We start from the raw sequence: 14,992 nt of genomic DNA on the forward strand, positions 1-14,992 counted from the left end.
TCAGGAGAAAAGCTGCCTAGCCTTGTAGTCCGCTGGAGTCAGTGTCCTCGGCCAGAGGAACTGCCAGATGCTTGGTGGTTTTGCGTGAGGTCACGCGATCAACAATCACATACGCCAATGCGCCGATGCCTACGCCCAGGCCTGCACCGAATATGGCGAAGAATCCGGACGCCGAGGTGCGGGTGTAATCCTGCGATGGTTCGCCAAGCAGGCCAATGATGAGACCGGCTAGCGCGCCAAGGACCGCGAAAGTCAAAATGAACGGCCAGAACTTGGGCGACGAGTGAATATGCACTTCAACACTCTGATCGGCAGAAGACGGGGTAGCGGGGTGTTGCTCCATACCCTTAAGGGTACTCAATAAGTGGTAGGTGCGCTGACAAGTCTGCCCTAAGTCCCGAAGCATGCAATTGCCCAGTCTGCAAGGCCTCGGCCCAGCCGATACGCCCAGTAGCGAGGGAAAGCCAGAGTTCAGCAGGCATTTCGACTACATTCGGAGGTGTTCCGCGGGTGTGCCGGGGACCCGCTATGCACTGAGTCACACCGAAGGGCGGAACGCGTACCTCGACCGAGTTGCCCTCGGCGCGGGAGGCCAGCTCCTCCAGCGAAAAGCGCACCGCGGTGGCGAGCACCGGGCGGGCTATTTTTCCTTGTCCCTGCGTGGTTCCGGACCATTCGCGCAGGGCCGCTCGGCCAGCGGTTTCATCAACGCGCCGTTTGATTGCCATGGGTCGATTCCACTTTCTCTCAATGACGGAGAAACGTCATATTTGCGTGCGCTGGGCATCTACTGTGGATCTGGAAAACCGAGAAATCCAGCCATGCCAACTCTAGTTCAGCCAACGCAGCGCCGGTTGGATGCCGGCATGATGCTGTGCCGAAGACTTCCAGGGGGCGCTTTGGGCTTGCTGGCGCCGAATTCGCCCCGCGGCCCGGTGCCAGGCGGGCGGCCAGATGGACGGGGCCTGCGGCTAATGCCTGTGCGTCATAGACGCGGTTGACCCGCTGGATCTCCGGTAAACTCGACCGGGTGAAGGTACTGGTTATTGGCCCAGGCGGCCGTGAGCATGCAATTGTCCGTGCACTGAGTGCAGACCCCTACGTCAACGAAGTTCATTGCGCCCCCGGCAACGCCGGTATCGCACAGGACGTCACTACCCACGCGATCGATGCGCAGGATCCTGCCGCAGTCGTCGCGCTCGCCCGGGAACTGGGCAGCGATCTGGTGGTCGTCGGCCCCGAAGCGCCGCTGGCTTCCGGTGTTTCCGATGCGCTGATCGCAGCGCAGATCCCGGTCTTCGGCCCGACCCAGGCTGCCGCGCAGCTCGAAGCGTCCAAGGCTTTTGCCAAGAACGTCATGGCTGCCGCTGAGGTTCCCACCGCCATGGCCCATGTGGCCACCAACCGCGAGGAAGCCGCCAGTGCGCTGGATGACTTCGGTGCGCCGTACGTGGTCAAGGACGATGGCCTGGCCGCCGGCAAGGGCGTCGTGGTCACCGGCGATCGCGACGAAGCGCTGGAGCACGCAGAAGCCTGCTTTGCCGCCGGCGGGACCGTAGTGATCGAAGAATTCCTCGATGGCCCAGAAGTTTCACTGTTTGTCATCTGCGATGGCAAGCATGCTGTTCCGCTGGCCCCGGCACAGGACTTCAAGCGCATCTTCGATAACGACGAAGGCCCGAACACCGGTGGCATGGGTGCCTACTCGCCGCTGGAATGGCTGCCGGAGAGCTTCGTCGACGAGGTCATGGACCGCGTCGCCTACCCGACCCTGCGCGAAATGGAAAAGCGCGGCACCCCGTTCACCGGCGTGCTGTACTGCGGCTTGGCGATCACCAAGCGCGGCATCCGCGTCATCGAGTTCAATGCCCGCTTCGGCGACCCGGAAACCCAGGCTGTCCTTGCCCGGCTGAAGACTCCGCTGGGCGGTGTGCTGCTGGCTGCCGCCAAGGGCCGGCTCGATGATGCCGAGCAGCTGACCTGGTCCGCGCAGACCGCAGTTGATGTGGTCATCGCCGCCGAGAACTACCCGGACACCCCGGTCAAGGGAGCGGTGATCTCCGGGCTGGAGGCAGCCAACGGAATTGACGGCGTGCACGTGATGCATGCCGGAACTTCCGCGGATGCTGAAGGGAACATCATTGTTTCCGGTGGCCGCGTTCTGGCCGTGGTGGGCCTGGGCGATGACCTCGCCGCGGCCCGCGCCGCAGCGTACGCCGGGGTTGCCGAGATCAGCTGGGACGGTGCCCAGTCGCGCACCGACATTGCGTTGAAGGCCGAACGCGGCGAAATCGCCATCGCCAACGAAAGCAAGTAGAGGACTACAGAACTCATGGCAGGATTCCAGACCGAAGTACTCGACCTAGAAGGTTGGGACCATTACTACTCGGGCAAGGTACGCGACCTGTACGTGCCTGCGGGCGCCAGCTTCGAAGGCACCGACCGTGTCCTCGTGGTGGCCTCCGACCGCATCAGCGCCTACGACTTCGTGCTGGCCAGCGAAATCCCGGACAAGGGCAAGGTGCTGACCCAGCTCAGCCTCTGGTGGTTCGAGCAGCTGGGCGACTTCGCCAACCATGTCATCTCCACCGATGTTCCAGCCGAGGTGGCCGGACGCGCGATGGTGTGCAAGAAGCTGGAGATGTACCCGATCGAGTGCATCGCCCGCGGATACCTGACCGGATCGGGCCTGGCCGAGTACAAGGCCTCGCAAACCGTGTGCGAGCTGCCACTGCCGGCAGGACTGGTGGATGGCTCGCGCCTGGAACCGGCGCTGTTCACCCCATCGGCCAAGGCCGAGGTGGGGGAGCACGACGAGAACATCTCCTTCGAGCAGACCGTGGAACGCGTTGGCGCCGAAGTGTCCGAGGCGCTGCGCGAGAAGACCGTGGCCCTGTACGAGCAGGCCGAGCAGATCGCCCGCGCGCGCGGCATCATCCTGGCCGATACCAAGGTGGAGTTCGGAGCTGATCCGGCCACCGGCGAGATCACCCTGGGCGATGAGGTACTGACCCCGGATTCCTCGCGCTTCTGGGATGCCGAATCCTACAAGCCGGGCCAGGCGCAGGCCAGCTTCGACAAGCAGTTCGTCCGCGACTGGCTGACCTCCGCCGAATCGGGTTGGGACAAGAACTCGGGCGAAGAACCGCCCCAGCTGCCAGCCGGAATCATCGAGAAGACCCGTGCCCGCTACATCGAGGCCTATGAACGGCTCACCGGCCAGGTCTTCAGCGCCTAGGCGCAGGCGAAGAACAACCACGCACGGCAAAGCCCTCCGCTGATCGAAGTGATCTGCGGAGGGCTTTGCGCTGTCCTGGACGGGATCAGACCAGCGAGTCCTTCCACGCCTTGTGCAGGGCCGCGAAGCGCCCCTCATCGGCAATCAGCTGCGCTGGGGTGCCGTCCTCGGTGATCTTGCCATCGTGGACCACCAGCACGCGGTCCGCGATCTGCACGGTGGACAGGCGGTGCGCGATGATCAGCGCGGTGCGGTTGCCCAGCAGGGTTTGCAGTCCGCGCTGCACTGCCCGTTCCGAAGGGATATCCAGGGAGCTGGTGGCCTCATCAAGGATCAGCACCGCAGGATCGGCCAGGAAGGCGCGGGCAAAGGAAATCAGCTGGCGCTGGCCGGCCGAGACCCGTCCGCCTCGCTTGTTCACGTCGGTGCCGTAGCCCTCAGGCAGATCCATGATGAACTCGTGGGCGCCGACCGCACGGGCGGCTGACTCGATATCCTCCGGCGAGGCGCCCGGCCGGCCCAGCGCGATGTTCTCGGCCACCGATCCGGAGAAGAGGAACGCCTCCTGGGTGACCATCACCACGTGCTGGCGCAGTTCCTTGTTCGACAGCTCGTTGATCGGCACCGAATCCAGTTCCAAGGTGCCCGAACGCAGGTCGTAGAAGCGGGCAATGAGCTTGGCCAGCGTGGACTTGCCGGCACCGGTCTGGCCTACCACGGCCACCGTTTGGCCCGCCGGGATCCGCAGGTCGAATTCCTCCATGATCACCGGGCCCTCGCCGTAGCCGAAGACCGCATCCTTGAAGACCAGCTCGCCGGCCACCTTGCGGATGGTGCGAGGGGCCGCAGGCTCGCGCACCGTCGGTTCTTCCTCCAGCAGCCCCGAAACCTTCTCCAAGGCGGCGGTGGCCGACTGCAGCGAGGAATAGAACACGGCGATCTGCTCGACTGGCTGGAACAGGCGCTTGGAGGCCAGCAGGATGGCCACCATCGCACCGACCTGCATGGTGCCGTCGATGATGCGGAATCCGCCGTAGGCCAGCAATGCCGCCACCGTCAGGTTGCCGATCAGGACCAGTCCCGGCTGCAGGACGCCGAAGAGGTTGAAGGAACGCACCGAGTTCACCCGGTACTGCTCCGCGAGATCCGAGTAGTTCGCGTCGTTGGCTTCCTCGCGGCGGAAGGCCTTGACCGCGCGGATGCCGGTCATGGTTTCCACGAAGGTGGAGATGACCTTGGCCGAGACCACGCGGGATTCGCGGTAGAGCAGCTCGGAGCGGCGCTGGTACCAGAAGAAGAGGATCGCTACCGGAAGGACGGCCACGCAGACCACCAGGCCGCTGCGCCAGTCGAGGAAGAAAATCGAGACCAGGGTGAAGACCACGAACACGCAGGAGGAGGCCAGTTCCGAGACGCCTTGATCGAGCAGCTCGCGCAGCGTTTCCAGATCGGAGGTCTGCCGGGAAATGATCCGCCCGGAGGTGTAGTTCTCGTGGAATTCGAGGCTCAGCCGCTGGGTATGGCGGAAGACCTGCTGGCGCAGATCCAGGAGCATCGCCTGGGAGATCTTCGCCGCACTGGTGATGTACCAGGAGAGCAGCACGCCGCTGAGCACGGCGCACACGATGTATCCGGCCCCGGTCATCCCCAGGGCGCCCCAGTTGCCTTCGCGCACCTGCGGCAGGGTCCAGTCGATCGAGAAGGCGATCAGCACCGGAAGCAGCACGCGTGCCGCGTTGGAGAACAGCACCAGCACCACGGTGAGGACGAACAGCTTCTTCTGCGGCACGGCCAGCGAGGCCAGCAACCGGAAGGAACGTTGCCGCACGACCTTGCGCTCGGCGGCAGAGAGCTTGATGGCGTCTTCATTGGCGACGCCCAGTGGCTTGCTCATCGGGAGACCTCCACGGTGGCTGGCTGGTCTTCGTCATCCAGGCTGGCGATGACGAATCGGTAATGCTCATTGGTGCTCAACAGGTGGGCATGGCTTCCCACCGCGTCGATGCGGCCATCGCGCAGCAGCGCCACGCGGTCGGCGAGCATCACGGTCGAGGGCCGGTGGGCCACGATCAGCGTGGTGGTTCCGGCCAGGACTTCGCGCAGCCTCTCGGTGACCAGTTCCTCGGTGCGCACATCCAGGGCGGACAGCGGATCGTCGAGGACCAGCACGCTCGGGCGCGCCGCGATGGCGCGGGCCAAGGCGATGCGCTGGCGCTGCCCGCCCGATAGCGACAGGCCTTCCTCGCCGATCAAGGTCTCTACCCCTTCGGGCAACGCGTAGGCAAACTGCGCCTGGGCGACGTCCAGGGCCTCGGCGAGCAGGGCTTCGCGCTGCTGCTCATCCAGGTTTTCCGGGGCGCCGAGCAGCACGTTGCCGCGGATGGAGGTGGAGAACAAGGTGGTGTCCTCGAAAGCCACAGCGATCTCGGTTCGCAGTTCCCGGAGGTCCCAGTCCTTGACGTCCTGTCCGTGGATGAGCACCTCGCCGGCGGTCGCTTCATGCAGGCGCGGAACCAGGTTCAGCAAGGTGGACTTGCCTGAACCGGTGATGCCGACAAGGGCCATGGTTTCCCCGGGACGGATCTCCAAGTTGATGTCGGCCAGGATCGGCCGGTGGGTACCGGCGGTATCCGGGTAGGCGAAGCGCACATGCTCCAGCTTCACGCTGCCATCGCGTTCTGCAGGGACCCGGGGCTGCGCGGGGGAATCGATGTCATTGATTGAATCCATGACCTCGAAGTGGCGGTCCAGCGCAGTTTTGGTGCTCAGTGTCATGCCCAGCAGCATTCCCATGCCCTCGACGGGGCCGGCGATGACCGCGGCGATGGCGAAGTAGGCCACCAGCGAGCCGACGCTCAGCGTGCCGTTGGCGACCTGGGCAATGCCGATCAGCAGGCCGATGCCCAGAATGGTTTCAGGCACCGCAACGACGGTGAGCAGGAAGCTGGCCAGCGTCTTGGCCTTGGTTATTTCGGTTTCCTGCAGGGACTTTGCCTGGGCGCTGAAGCCCGCGTAGACATGCGGCCCGCGGCCGAAGGCCTTGATGACGCGGATGCCGTGCACTGATTCTTCCACCGCGGTGGCCAGGTCCCCAGCCTGGTCCTGGCTGCGGCGGCTGGCGGCCCGGTAGTCGTTGCGGAAACGGTAGGCCTTGATGGCAATCGGGATAGATCCCAGCAGGTAGAGCAGTCCCAGGATCCATGAATGGGTGAACATCAGCACCAGCCCGGTGATGACGGTGACGGTTTCAACAACCAGCATCATCGCGCCGAACGCGAGCCAGCGGCGCAACAAGGAGAGATCCGACATGGAGCGGGAGAGAAGCTGCCCCGAGCCCCAGCGTTCGTGGAACGCCACGGGCAGGCGCTGCAGGTGCTTGTAGAAGCGGATGCGCATCTGCGCTTCAAGGCCTGCTGCGGGATTCAGCACGAATTGGCGGCGCAGGAAGATCAGCAGGGCTTCGACAAGGCCCAATGCGGCAACGATGCCAACAGAGAGCCACACCTCCGAGGCTGCCCCATCACGATGCAGGACGACATTGACCAGCCAGGCGAGCACCTGGGGGATGGCCAGCGCGACAATTCCGGCGCCGAGCGCGCAGAGGAAACCGCAAAAGAGCCGGGGGAAGATCGGCTTGACGAATGGAGCAAGCCGTTTCAGTGTTGCGGAGAGCGGGACCGGATCTTTCGAACCGGCCTGTTGAGCTTGAGCCACGGTACCCCGCATTCATCCAGAAGTTTGACAGAGTTACAGACTACCGGCAGTAGTTGGGATAATTCAATCAATAGGCAACTATTGGAAAGAAGTGCTTCACATTGGAGGCAAATAATCCCCGGTCGAGCACCAAGAAGGTGCTTGACCGGGGATTACCCGAAGAAATTTCGTGGCTTAGTCGCGGGCAGCCAGGGTAACCATGATGGCTTCCGGCGGGCAGGCGAAGCGAATCGGAGCGAAGCGCGAGGTGCCCACGCCAGCGGAAACATTCAACGGAACGGTGTTGCCGTTGTATTCCCAATCGCTCAGGCCGCGGGCGCGCCACGTAGGCAGATCGCAGTTGGAGACCAATGCGCCATAGCCCGGGATGCACACCTGGCCGCCGTGGGTGTGGCCAGCGAAAATGACATCAGCCTTCGCCTCGGTGAATTGGTCAAGAACCCGCTGGTAGGGCGCGTGGGTGAGCGCAATGCGCACGTGGGGCGCCTGGCTGCTTGAGGAGGAACCACGCGGCCAGCCAGCGAAGAGGTCCCGGTCGATGTGCGGATCATCCACGCCGGTAAGATCCAGGCGCAGGCCATTGAGCACCGTGGAATGCGCACGGTTGGACATGTTGATCCAGCCGGCTCCGCCGAAGGCCCGGTGCATTTCTTCGAACGGCAACTGGTCCCGCGGGGCAGGGTTGGGAGTTCCGGTGGAAGGAGCCAAATACCTGAACGGGTTCTTCAGCTTCGGAGCGTAGTAGCAATTGGACCCGGGAACGAAGGCGCCAGGGAAAGCCATCAGCGGTTCCAGCGCCTTGATCAAAGCCGGCACGGCCTTGCGGTGGCTGAGGTTATCCCCGGTGTTGATGACAAAGTCGGGCTTCAGATCAGCCAGACCGCGCAGCCACTGGGTTTTGGCTTCCTGCCCTGGAACCATGTGGATGTCCGAAAGGTGCAGGACCTTGATGTCGCCGTATCCGCGGGGCAGGACCTTAAGCGATTCGTGGCGCAGCCCGAACTTTTGGGCCTCCAGCATGCCATAGCCCACCAGAGCTCCGCCGATGGCCAGAGCGCCGGTGGCGGCAAGGGCCGCAGTACCGCTGGCATGACGTAATGCCGAAGCGAAATTATTCTGTTCAACCATGACTTCTGTGCCATCGTCCTTTCAAGCCCGGAGGCAACTTCTGGTGGAGTTCTCCTATGCCAATCTAAACCGAAAGGCCGCGTCCAACCAAAGTTGAACGCGGCCTTTCGAATATTCAGCTAGTCATCGGACTTCTTGCCGTTGCCGTTTCCATTGCCGTTTCCGTTGCCCTTGTTATCGGAGTCGGGCTTCGGCGAGGATTCTTCCTTAGGCTTGGAATCTTCCTTCGACTCTTCCTTGTCATTGTCCTTCTCATCCGAGTCGGACTTGGAATCGTCTTCTTCCTTCGGCTTTGGCGGAGGCGGCTGGCGACGGGCCGAACCGAAGTTGTTCCGCTCGTATTCGTGCACGGCCTCCTCCATGAAGTCCACCCACAGCGGGGCGGCGAAGGTCGAGGAATCGACCATCCAAGGGGCCTTCTTGTCGTTGACCATCGCGCCGTGCATCTGGTTCTTCTCTTCGCCGGCCTTGCCCTTGAGTCGGCCGACCCAGGTGGCGGTGGAAATTCCGGTGGTGTAGCCGACGAACCAGGTCGAGGACGCGTAGTTGTTGGTACCGGTCTTGCCAGCGATTGGGCCGTCGACGCGGCCCTTGGAGACGCGGTTGGTGGCGATCTTCTTCAGGGTGCCGTTCAGATCGGCAACGTAGGTCGGGTCGATTTCCTGGGAGCAGGATTCCTTCTTGACCTTGTACTCGTTGCCGTCCTTGTCGGTCACGCTGTTGATGGCGCGTGGTTCGCAGTACTCGCCCTTGTTGGCGAATGCAGCGAATGCGGCGGCCTGGGACAGCGGGGTGATTTCTGCCGAGCCGATGATGAACGAAGGGTTCGAAGGCGAGATCGGGGCAGGGCCGCCCTTGGCGCCCTGATCCAGTACGCCAAGCTTCTTGGTGTAATCGGCGATGGTGCACAGGTCGGTCTTGTAGGCCTCCTGCACGGTCGCGGTATTGATCGACCAGTACAGGCCGGTATCCACGGTCATCGAGCGGTAGAAGCCAGGCGATGCATTCTTCGGTTCCCAATTAGAACCAACAGTTGTCGTTCCTCCGGGAAGGCAAGATGCCCGCCACTTGGAGCCGGGTACGAAAACCTGCTTCTTGGCATTGATCTTGTCGTACATGCGGTTGCCTTCGGACAGCCAGCCCAAGGTGGTGTACGGCTTCATGGTAGAACCACCCTGGAACCCGCCAGCGCCACCCAGGGAACGCTCGACAGCGAAGTTGTAATAGGTGTTCTCGCCCGAGTTCTTGACTTCCGGACCGTAGGTGGTGTTCTGCGCCATGGTCAGGATCTTGCCGGTGCCCGGCTCGACCGAAACGATCGAGGAGTAAATGTCGGTGTTGGACTTGGCCTTTGGATCGATAGCCTTCGCTGCGTCCTTGGCGGCCTTCTTGTTCAGCTTGCTGTTCAGGGTGGTCTTGACGGTCAAGCCGCCACGGTACAGCAGGCCTTCGCGATCTTCCTTGGTCTTGCCATAGGTGTCATCGGAAAGGATCAGATTGGTGACGTAGTCGCAGAAGTAGGCATTTTCCTTGGCCGCGGTGCAACCGGAAGGGGACGTGCGCGGATCCAGTTCCAGGTCCGACTTCACCGCCTTGTCGTATTCCTTCTTGGTGATTGCGCCGGTGCGGTACATGTTGCCCAGCACCTTGTTGCGGCGGTCGATGGATCGCTCAGGGTTGTTGATCGGGTTGTAGACGTTTGGCAGCTGGACCATGCCGGCAAGCATGGCCGACTGCTGCACGTTCAAGTCCTTGGCATCGGTTGAGTAGAAGTGCTGAGCGGCAGCCTGCACGCCGTACTCGCGACCCGAGAAGAGCACCAGGTTCAGGTAGCCCTCCAGGATCTGGTCCTTGGACATTTCCTTCTCGATGGCCACCGCGTACTTCAGCTCGCGGATCTTATCCGAGTAGCCCTTCTGGCCGGAAACAGTGGATTCGTCCGAACCGGTGAGCACCTGGTTATTCACTAGCAGGTTGTTCACGTACTGCTGGGTCAGGGTGGAAGCACCAGAGCGGCTCGAAGAGGTGAGGTTGCCAACTACTGCACGGGCGATGCCCTTGGGGTCGATGCCCTTGTGCTCGTAGAAACGCTCATCTTCCACCGAGATGATCGCCTTGCGCATGTTTGGCGAGATGTCATCTAGCTTCACAGGCTGGCGATTTTGCTGGTAGAAGTTCGCAATGGCCTTGCCATCAGCGTCAAGGATCGTGGAAGGCTCCGGGATGGGGAGCTTTTCAAACGAGCTCGGGAGCGCGCTGACGATGTTGTTACCGGTGGTCAAACCGGTTTTTGCGATAGCTGCAATGGGCACGAGCATGCCTGCTGCGAGCACACCACACAGGGCGCTGATTCCGAAGAATGCAACGACTTTTCCCAGGGTGGTAGCGGTATCAAAAAAAGGGGACTTCTTGGCTGCCATACCCACTAGTTTACAAGGACGCGCTAACGTATCGAGTATGACTAAATGGGAATACGCCACTTTGCCGCTTTTGATTCACGCTACGAAGCAGATTTTGGACCAGTGGGGTGACGATGGCTGGGAGCTGGTAACCGTGGTTCCAGGCCCCAACGGCTCATCTCCAGTGGCCTACATGAAGCGTCCGAAAGCGTAACTAGCAACAACATTTACTGAAGGAGAAATCCCATGCAAGAAGCTACTTCCTCGCGTGTCGAGGCTCGTCTGGCCGAGCTCGGTCATGCCTTGCCAGCTGTGGCAAAGCCGGTAGCCGCCTACCTGCCAGCCGTTACCACCGGCAACTATGTCTACACCTCTGGCCAGCTTCCGCTGATTAAGGGTGAACTCACAGCCGTTGGAAAGGTTGGTGCCGAGGTTTCGGCCGAGGAGGCGAAGGCCCAGGCGCAGACCGCTGCGCTTAACGCGCTAGCCGCCATCAAGGCCGAAATTGGTGATCTAGATCGCATTAAGCGCATCGTGAAGGTTGTCGGTTTCGTGTCGTCGGCACCGGACTTCACCGGACAGCCAGGCGTCATCAACGGGGCATCGGAGTTCTTCGGCGAGGTACTCGGCGATGCAGGCTTGCACGCACGCTCGGCCGTCGGCGTTGCCGTTCTGCCGCTGGATGCACCTGTCGAGGTCGAGGTCATCGCCGAATTTGAGTAATTCAAGCCAGATTCCTGCTGCGCGGTCCCGACGGGCATTCCCGGCGGGGCCGCGCAGCGGTATGGTGCGCCGGCTCTTTGATTTGCCACCGCATCAAATTGCCACCGCCGAAAACTGGTTCTCTTTCGGTTCGCGCACGCCGCGCACCCCGCGGCGCGCGTCCTCCATCTGCCTTGTGAGGGATTCTTCCCACGGCGTGGAGACCTATCTGACTTATCGCCCCGGGGGCTCCCCACTGGGCAACGTGGCCTTTCCAGGCGGCAGCCACGAGGCGAGCGACCGTGCCACCTACCAATGGTTCGGTCCGAGCCTGTCCCAATGGTCCAAGCGCATGGACATGCTGGACCAGCAGTTGGCGCAGGCATACATCGTTTGCGCCATCCGCGAGCTTTTCGAAGAGACCGGAATCCTGCTGGCCGGCACCGATGAGCAATCCGTGGTCGAAATGACCGATGCAGAAGACTGGATGACCGCCCGCGAAGCAATCGCCGGACAGGACCTGGCCTTCGACGAATTCCTGCGCCGCCGCGGACTGGGCTTGCGCACAGACCTTTTGCGTCCGGTATCCCACTGGCTCAACCCGAACTTTGCCCTGCGCCGCTTCGACACCTGGTACTTCACTGCCACCGTGCCCAACCGCCAGGAGGCTGCCTTGCTGCGCGGCAAAGGCAAATGGGGGCGCTGGTGTGCCGCCGGGGAAATATTGGCCAAACGCAGCACCAGCGAGCTGGGGGACAGCGTTGGCCAACCCAACACAGTGAACCTCGCGCTCTCGGAGATTAGCTACCCGGCGGTGGAAATGATCCTGGAAGCCATGGCGGAGGCCAATGGAGTGGTCGCCTACCTTTCGCGGGCCCGTTCGTTGAATCTCAAGCATCCGGACCTGCTGGTGCGCGATGGCATTTACTATCTGGAAGTCCTTGGCTCCATGAGCGCTGAATCCTCCCGCCCATGGCAGACTACTGCCGGGCACTGAGAGCAGAACTTAAACAAAGCAGGCCGGGAATCCTTGAAGGATTCCCGGCCTGTTTGCATCACTGCGGTTTAGCGCGAGCGCTGGCGCAGACGCTGGATATCCAGGATCACGACGGCGCGTGCTTCCAGGCGCAGCCAGCCGCGCTGCACGAACTCGGCCAGAGCCTTGTTCACGGTTTCGCGGGAAGCACCAACGAGCTGAGCCAGCTCTTCCTGAGTCAGTTCGTGGGCAACCAGGATGCCGTCGGTAGCTGGGCGACCGAAGCGGTCAGCCAGATCCAACAGAGCCTTGGCAACACGGCCAGGAACGTCAGAGAAGACCAGATCGGCCAGGGACTCATTGGTACGACGCAGACGTGCAGCCAGAGCCTGCAGCAGCTGGATCGAGACCTCAGGGGAGTTCAAGATAGCCTTGCGCATGTTCTCGTGGCTCAGGCCCGCCAAGCGGGTCTCGGACACGGCGGTTGCAGTTGCGTTGCGTGGGTGTGGATCGAACAATGCCATCTCGCCAAACAGTTCGCCTGGGCCAAGAACAGCAATCAGGTTCTCGCGACCATCCGAAGAGGTGCGACCCAGCTTGATCTTGCCCGAAACGATGAAGTACAGACGGTCACCCTGATCGCCTTCACGGAACACCGATGCGCCGCGGGAGAGATCAACCTCGGTCAATTCTTCGGTTAGCGCGGCGAATACTTCATCACCAAGCGACGCAAACAGTGGCGCGCGACGCAGTACCTCGATATCCATTAAATCTCCTGTCAACAGTAGTAGGCGCTTACTTCATTGTGCCGTATTCGGTAACAATGTGACAGTTTCCACACGTGGTTTAACCAAGAAAATGTTGAAAATCACGCACATTCGACTAAAACTCGCGAATCTGCTCGCAGAAATCCATCAGCTTCTAAGGGTACCTTGGGTCTATACGAACTTTATGAATGAACTGGGGTCTTGGTGCTCGGAATTTTCAGCTGGCTCGACGTAGTCATCTGCGCTGTTTTGCTGACGTTTTTCGTTGTTGGAGTTCGTCGAGGTTTTCTGCTGACCATTGGCGACATGCTCGGCCTGATTGTCGGCGGCGTCGCCGCATTCTTCGCCATCCCGCTGGTTTCCACCTTCGCCACGAACCCCTGGTGGCGGGTCGGCCTGATGATAGCTACCGCAGCCGTGCTGATCATTCTCGGGCAAGCTCTGGGACGGGTGATTGCAACCCGCATCCGCCACTGGATGAATGTCGATTTCCTGCGTGCCGCGGACCGCATTGCCGGTGGCGTGCTGTCGGTGTTCATTACCGCCACAATCATCGGTGGCTTGGCCTTTTCCACTTCAAGCATGGGTATTCCAAGGCTTTCGCTGGAGATCAGCAAGTCCAAGATGATCGACTCGATTCGTGGCCTGACACCCGAGTTTGTCGATGCCGCGATTTCCACCGCACGCTCCAAGGTGATCGCCGAAACCCTCCCCGCATTCCTGGAGCCTTTCGCGCCCCCGGTCCAGGCGCCGGCCAACACCGAATGGGCAGCTAACGACCTGCAGCTGGCCGCTGCCCAATCGGCCGCCAAGATCTCCGGTACCGCGGTGCAATGCGGTGTGAACCTGACCGGCTCAGGCTTCGTTGTCGACCACGAGCTGGTCATGACCAACGCGCACGTGGTCGCCGGATTGAGCGCGGCAACCGTGGAGGTCGGCGGTGACGAAGTTCACCGCGGAAAGGTTGTTTATTTCGATCCCAAGGCCGACATCGCGCTGCTTTACGTCGAAGGGCTGGAGGCAGAGCCTATCGACCTCGCCGCTGATGACCTGATGCGCGGCGACTCGGCAACCTTTGTCGGGCACCCAGCGGGCGGCCCGCAGCAGATCCGCGGAGCCTTGATCGCTTCCCGTGCCTTCGTCTCCATTGCCAATATCTATGGCGCGGACCCATCTCGAATCTCTGTCTACCAGCTCACCGCGGAAGTAGCCCAGGGCAATTCCGGCGGACCGCTGCTGGATGAATCCGGCGACGCGGTGGGCTTGATCTTCGCCAAGTCGCGCAGCGATGACGAGGTCGGCTTCGCCCTGAGCCTCGAAGAGATCGAGAACGCCATGGAGCTGGGCGGCGATCGGCGCACCAGCATCAAAACAGGCGACTGCGTCACCGGCTAGGGCTTGCGGCTATTTGCCCAGCAAATGCGCGAGCTGCTGAACCGCCAGCTTGTAGCCGTGCACGCCCGCACCGATGATGATCGAGCTGGCTACCGGCGAGATGAAGGAATGGTGGCGGAACGCTTCACGCTTGTGCACGTTCGAGATGTGCACCTCGATGGCTGGCAACTGCACGCCGCTGATGGCATCGGCAATAGCCACAGAGGTATGGGTGAATGCGCCGGGGTTCATGATGATGCCGGCTGCGGTAGTGCGGGCCTCGTGAATCGCGTCGATGAGCACACCCTCATGGTTGGACTGCAAGGCGCGCAATTCGAAGCCGAGGGCCGCAGCGGTTTCCCGGGCCAGCTGCTCAACATCGGCCAGGGTGTCGTGGCCATAGATTTCCGGCTCCCGGGTGCCCAGCAGATTCAGGTTGGGGCCGTTGAGCAGCAAGATGGTGTTCGATGCGTTCTCAGTCATGAACTCAAATCTATTACACAACCGGGAAATTCCCGCCCGAATTCTTTGGCCCCGTAATACAAGAAGCCGCCGTGGGGGGGCCCCCCCCGGGGGGGGGGGGCGGGGGGGGGGGGGGCCGGGGGGGGGGGGGGGAGTTTGGGGATGGTTGGCGGGGGCGGGGGCTGACCGGGGATGTGGGCCGCGCGGGGGGGGTGCGGGGCGCGCGGGCCCC

The 14,992-nt window shown here is 62.0% G+C and carries 13 protein-coding genes; 5 read left to right on the forward strand and 8 right to left on the reverse strand.

What is annotated here, in order from left to right:
- Positions 1 to 16 precede the first annotated feature (16 nt).
- Together ACIOTN_RS00695 and ACIOTN_RS00700 are read right to left on the reverse strand one after the other, a co-directional pair.
- Positions 17 to 295: a hypothetical protein gene (locus ACIOTN_RS00695; RefSeq protein ID WP_181148810.1), complete on the reverse strand. Its 279-nt coding sequence runs from the start codon at positions 293 to 295 to the stop codon at positions 17 to 19.
- Positions 296 to 347: 52 nt separating this feature from the next.
- Positions 348 to 728 (reverse strand): sterol carrier family protein, encoded by a 381-nt coding sequence (locus tag ACIOTN_RS00700; RefSeq protein ID WP_105656988.1) that lies wholly within the window; start codon positions 726 to 728, stop codon positions 348 to 350.
- 302 nt (positions 729 to 1,030) lie between these two features.
- Between ACIOTN_RS00700 and purD the strand changes: the two genes are divergently transcribed.
- Together purD and ACIOTN_RS00710 are read left to right on the forward strand one after the other, a co-directional pair.
- Complete coding sequence (gene purD, locus ACIOTN_RS00705; protein WP_402734978.1) at positions 1,031 to 2,317, forward strand: phosphoribosylamine--glycine ligase; 1,287 nt, start codon at positions 1,031 to 1,033, stop codon at positions 2,315 to 2,317.
- 15 nt (positions 2,318 to 2,332) lie between these two features.
- Positions 2,333 to 3,238 (forward strand): phosphoribosylaminoimidazolesuccinocarboxamide synthase, encoded by a 906-nt coding sequence (locus tag ACIOTN_RS00710; protein WP_332498200.1) that lies wholly within the window; start codon positions 2,333 to 2,335, stop codon positions 3,236 to 3,238.
- Between the two features lie 85 nt (positions 3,239 to 3,323).
- Here ACIOTN_RS00710 and ACIOTN_RS00715 read toward each other — a convergent pair whose 3' ends face one another.
- The 4 genes from ACIOTN_RS00715 to ACIOTN_RS00730 all read right to left on the reverse strand — a co-directional run bounded on the left by ACIOTN_RS00715 (position 3,324) and on the right by ACIOTN_RS00730 (position 10,500).
- Complete coding sequence (locus ACIOTN_RS00715) at positions 3,324 to 5,132, reverse strand: ABC transporter ATP-binding protein (RefSeq protein WP_402734692.1); 1,809 nt, start codon at positions 5,130 to 5,132, stop codon at positions 3,324 to 3,326.
- Positions 5,129 to 6,952, reverse strand: coding sequence for an ABC transporter ATP-binding protein (locus tag ACIOTN_RS00720; protein WP_105657084.1), 1,824 nt, complete (start codon positions 6,950 to 6,952; stop codon positions 5,129 to 5,131). The genes ACIOTN_RS00715 and ACIOTN_RS00720 overlap by 4 nt, the downstream gene beginning before the upstream one ends.
- A 174-nt stretch (positions 6,953 to 7,126) precedes the next feature.
- A complete protein-coding gene (locus tag ACIOTN_RS00725; RefSeq protein WP_105656984.1) occupies positions 7,127 to 8,080 on the reverse strand; it encodes a metallophosphoesterase in 954 nt (317 codons plus the stop codon).
- A 119-nt stretch (positions 8,081 to 8,199) separates the two neighbouring features.
- The gene (locus tag ACIOTN_RS00730; protein WP_105656983.1) at positions 8,200 to 10,500 is read right to left on the reverse strand and encodes a transglycosylase domain-containing protein; all 2,301 of its coding nucleotides are present in this window, start codon (positions 10,498 to 10,500) and stop codon (positions 8,200 to 8,202) included.
- 225 nt (positions 10,501 to 10,725) lie between these two features.
- On the opposite strand from ACIOTN_RS00730, the gene ACIOTN_RS00735 reads away from it, so the two are divergent.
- The gene (locus tag ACIOTN_RS00735) at positions 10,726 to 11,202 is read left to right on the forward strand and encodes a RidA family protein (RefSeq protein ID WP_105656982.1); all 477 of its coding nucleotides are present in this window, start codon (positions 10,726 to 10,728) and stop codon (positions 11,200 to 11,202) included.
- A 61-nt stretch (positions 11,203 to 11,263) separates the two neighbouring features.
- The gene (locus ACIOTN_RS00740) at positions 11,264 to 12,178 is read left to right on the forward strand and encodes an NUDIX hydrolase (protein WP_105656981.1); all 915 of its coding nucleotides are present in this window, start codon (positions 11,264 to 11,266) and stop codon (positions 12,176 to 12,178) included.
- A 68-nt stretch (positions 12,179 to 12,246) separates the two neighbouring features.
- Here ACIOTN_RS00740 and ACIOTN_RS00745 read toward each other — a convergent pair whose 3' ends face one another.
- Entirely contained in the window at positions 12,247 to 12,924 is a 678-nt protein-coding gene (locus ACIOTN_RS00745; protein ID WP_022874282.1) for a Crp/Fnr family transcriptional regulator, read from the reverse strand.
- A gap of 204 nt (positions 12,925 to 13,128) precedes the next feature.
- Between ACIOTN_RS00745 and ACIOTN_RS00750 the strand changes: the two genes are divergently transcribed.
- Positions 13,129 to 14,319, forward strand: a complete 1,191-nt coding sequence (locus tag ACIOTN_RS00750) for a MarP family serine protease (RefSeq protein ID WP_286134139.1) — start codon at positions 13,129 to 13,131, stop codon at positions 14,317 to 14,319.
- A 9-nt stretch (positions 14,320 to 14,328) separates the two neighbouring features.
- Here ACIOTN_RS00750 and aroQ read toward each other — a convergent pair whose 3' ends face one another.
- On the reverse strand, positions 14,329 to 14,781 hold the full coding sequence (aroQ, locus tag ACIOTN_RS00755) for a type II 3-dehydroquinate dehydratase (protein ID WP_105656979.1): 453 nt from the start codon (positions 14,779 to 14,781) through the stop codon (positions 14,329 to 14,331).
- Between the last annotated feature and the right edge of the window lie 211 nt (positions 14,782 to 14,992).

This window comes from Glutamicibacter sp. NPDC087661 (assembly GCF_044743275.1).
Lineage (GTDB): Bacteria > Actinomycetota > Actinomycetes > Actinomycetales > Micrococcaceae > Glutamicibacter.

What these genes read in the sequence shown, in the direction of transcription:
- ACIOTN_RS00700 (WP_105656988.1), bottom strand. Translation starts at nt 728, where the DNA reads ATGGCAATCAAACGGCGCGTTGATGAAACCGCTGGCCGAGCGGCCCTG.
- ACIOTN_RS00710 (WP_332498200.1), top strand. Translation starts at nt 2,333, where the DNA reads ATGGCAGGATTCCAGACCGAAGTACTCGACCTAGAAGGTTGGGACCAT.
- ACIOTN_RS00715 (WP_402734692.1), bottom strand. Translation starts at nt 5,132, where the DNA reads ATGAGCAAGCCACTGGGCGTCGCCAATGAAGACGCCATCAAGCTCTCT.
- ACIOTN_RS00725 (WP_105656984.1), bottom strand. Translation starts at nt 8,080, where the DNA reads ATGGTTGAACAGAATAATTTCGCTTCGGCATTACGTCATGCCAGCGGT.
- ACIOTN_RS00730 (WP_105656983.1), bottom strand. Translation starts at nt 10,500, where the DNA reads ATGGCAGCCAAGAAGTCCCCTTTTTTTGATACCGCTACCACCCTGGGA.
- ACIOTN_RS00735 (WP_105656982.1), top strand. Translation starts at nt 10,726, where the DNA reads ATGCAAGAAGCTACTTCCTCGCGTGTCGAGGCTCGTCTGGCCGAGCTC.
- ACIOTN_RS00740 (WP_105656981.1), top strand. Translation starts at nt 11,264, where the DNA reads ATGGTGCGCCGGCTCTTTGATTTGCCACCGCATCAAATTGCCACCGCC.
- ACIOTN_RS00745 (WP_022874282.1), bottom strand. Translation starts at nt 12,924, where the DNA reads ATGGATATCGAGGTACTGCGTCGCGCGCCACTGTTTGCGTCGCTTGGT.
- aroQ (WP_105656979.1), bottom strand. Translation starts at nt 14,781, where the DNA reads ATGACTGAGAACGCATCGAACACCATCTTGCTGCTCAACGGCCCCAAC.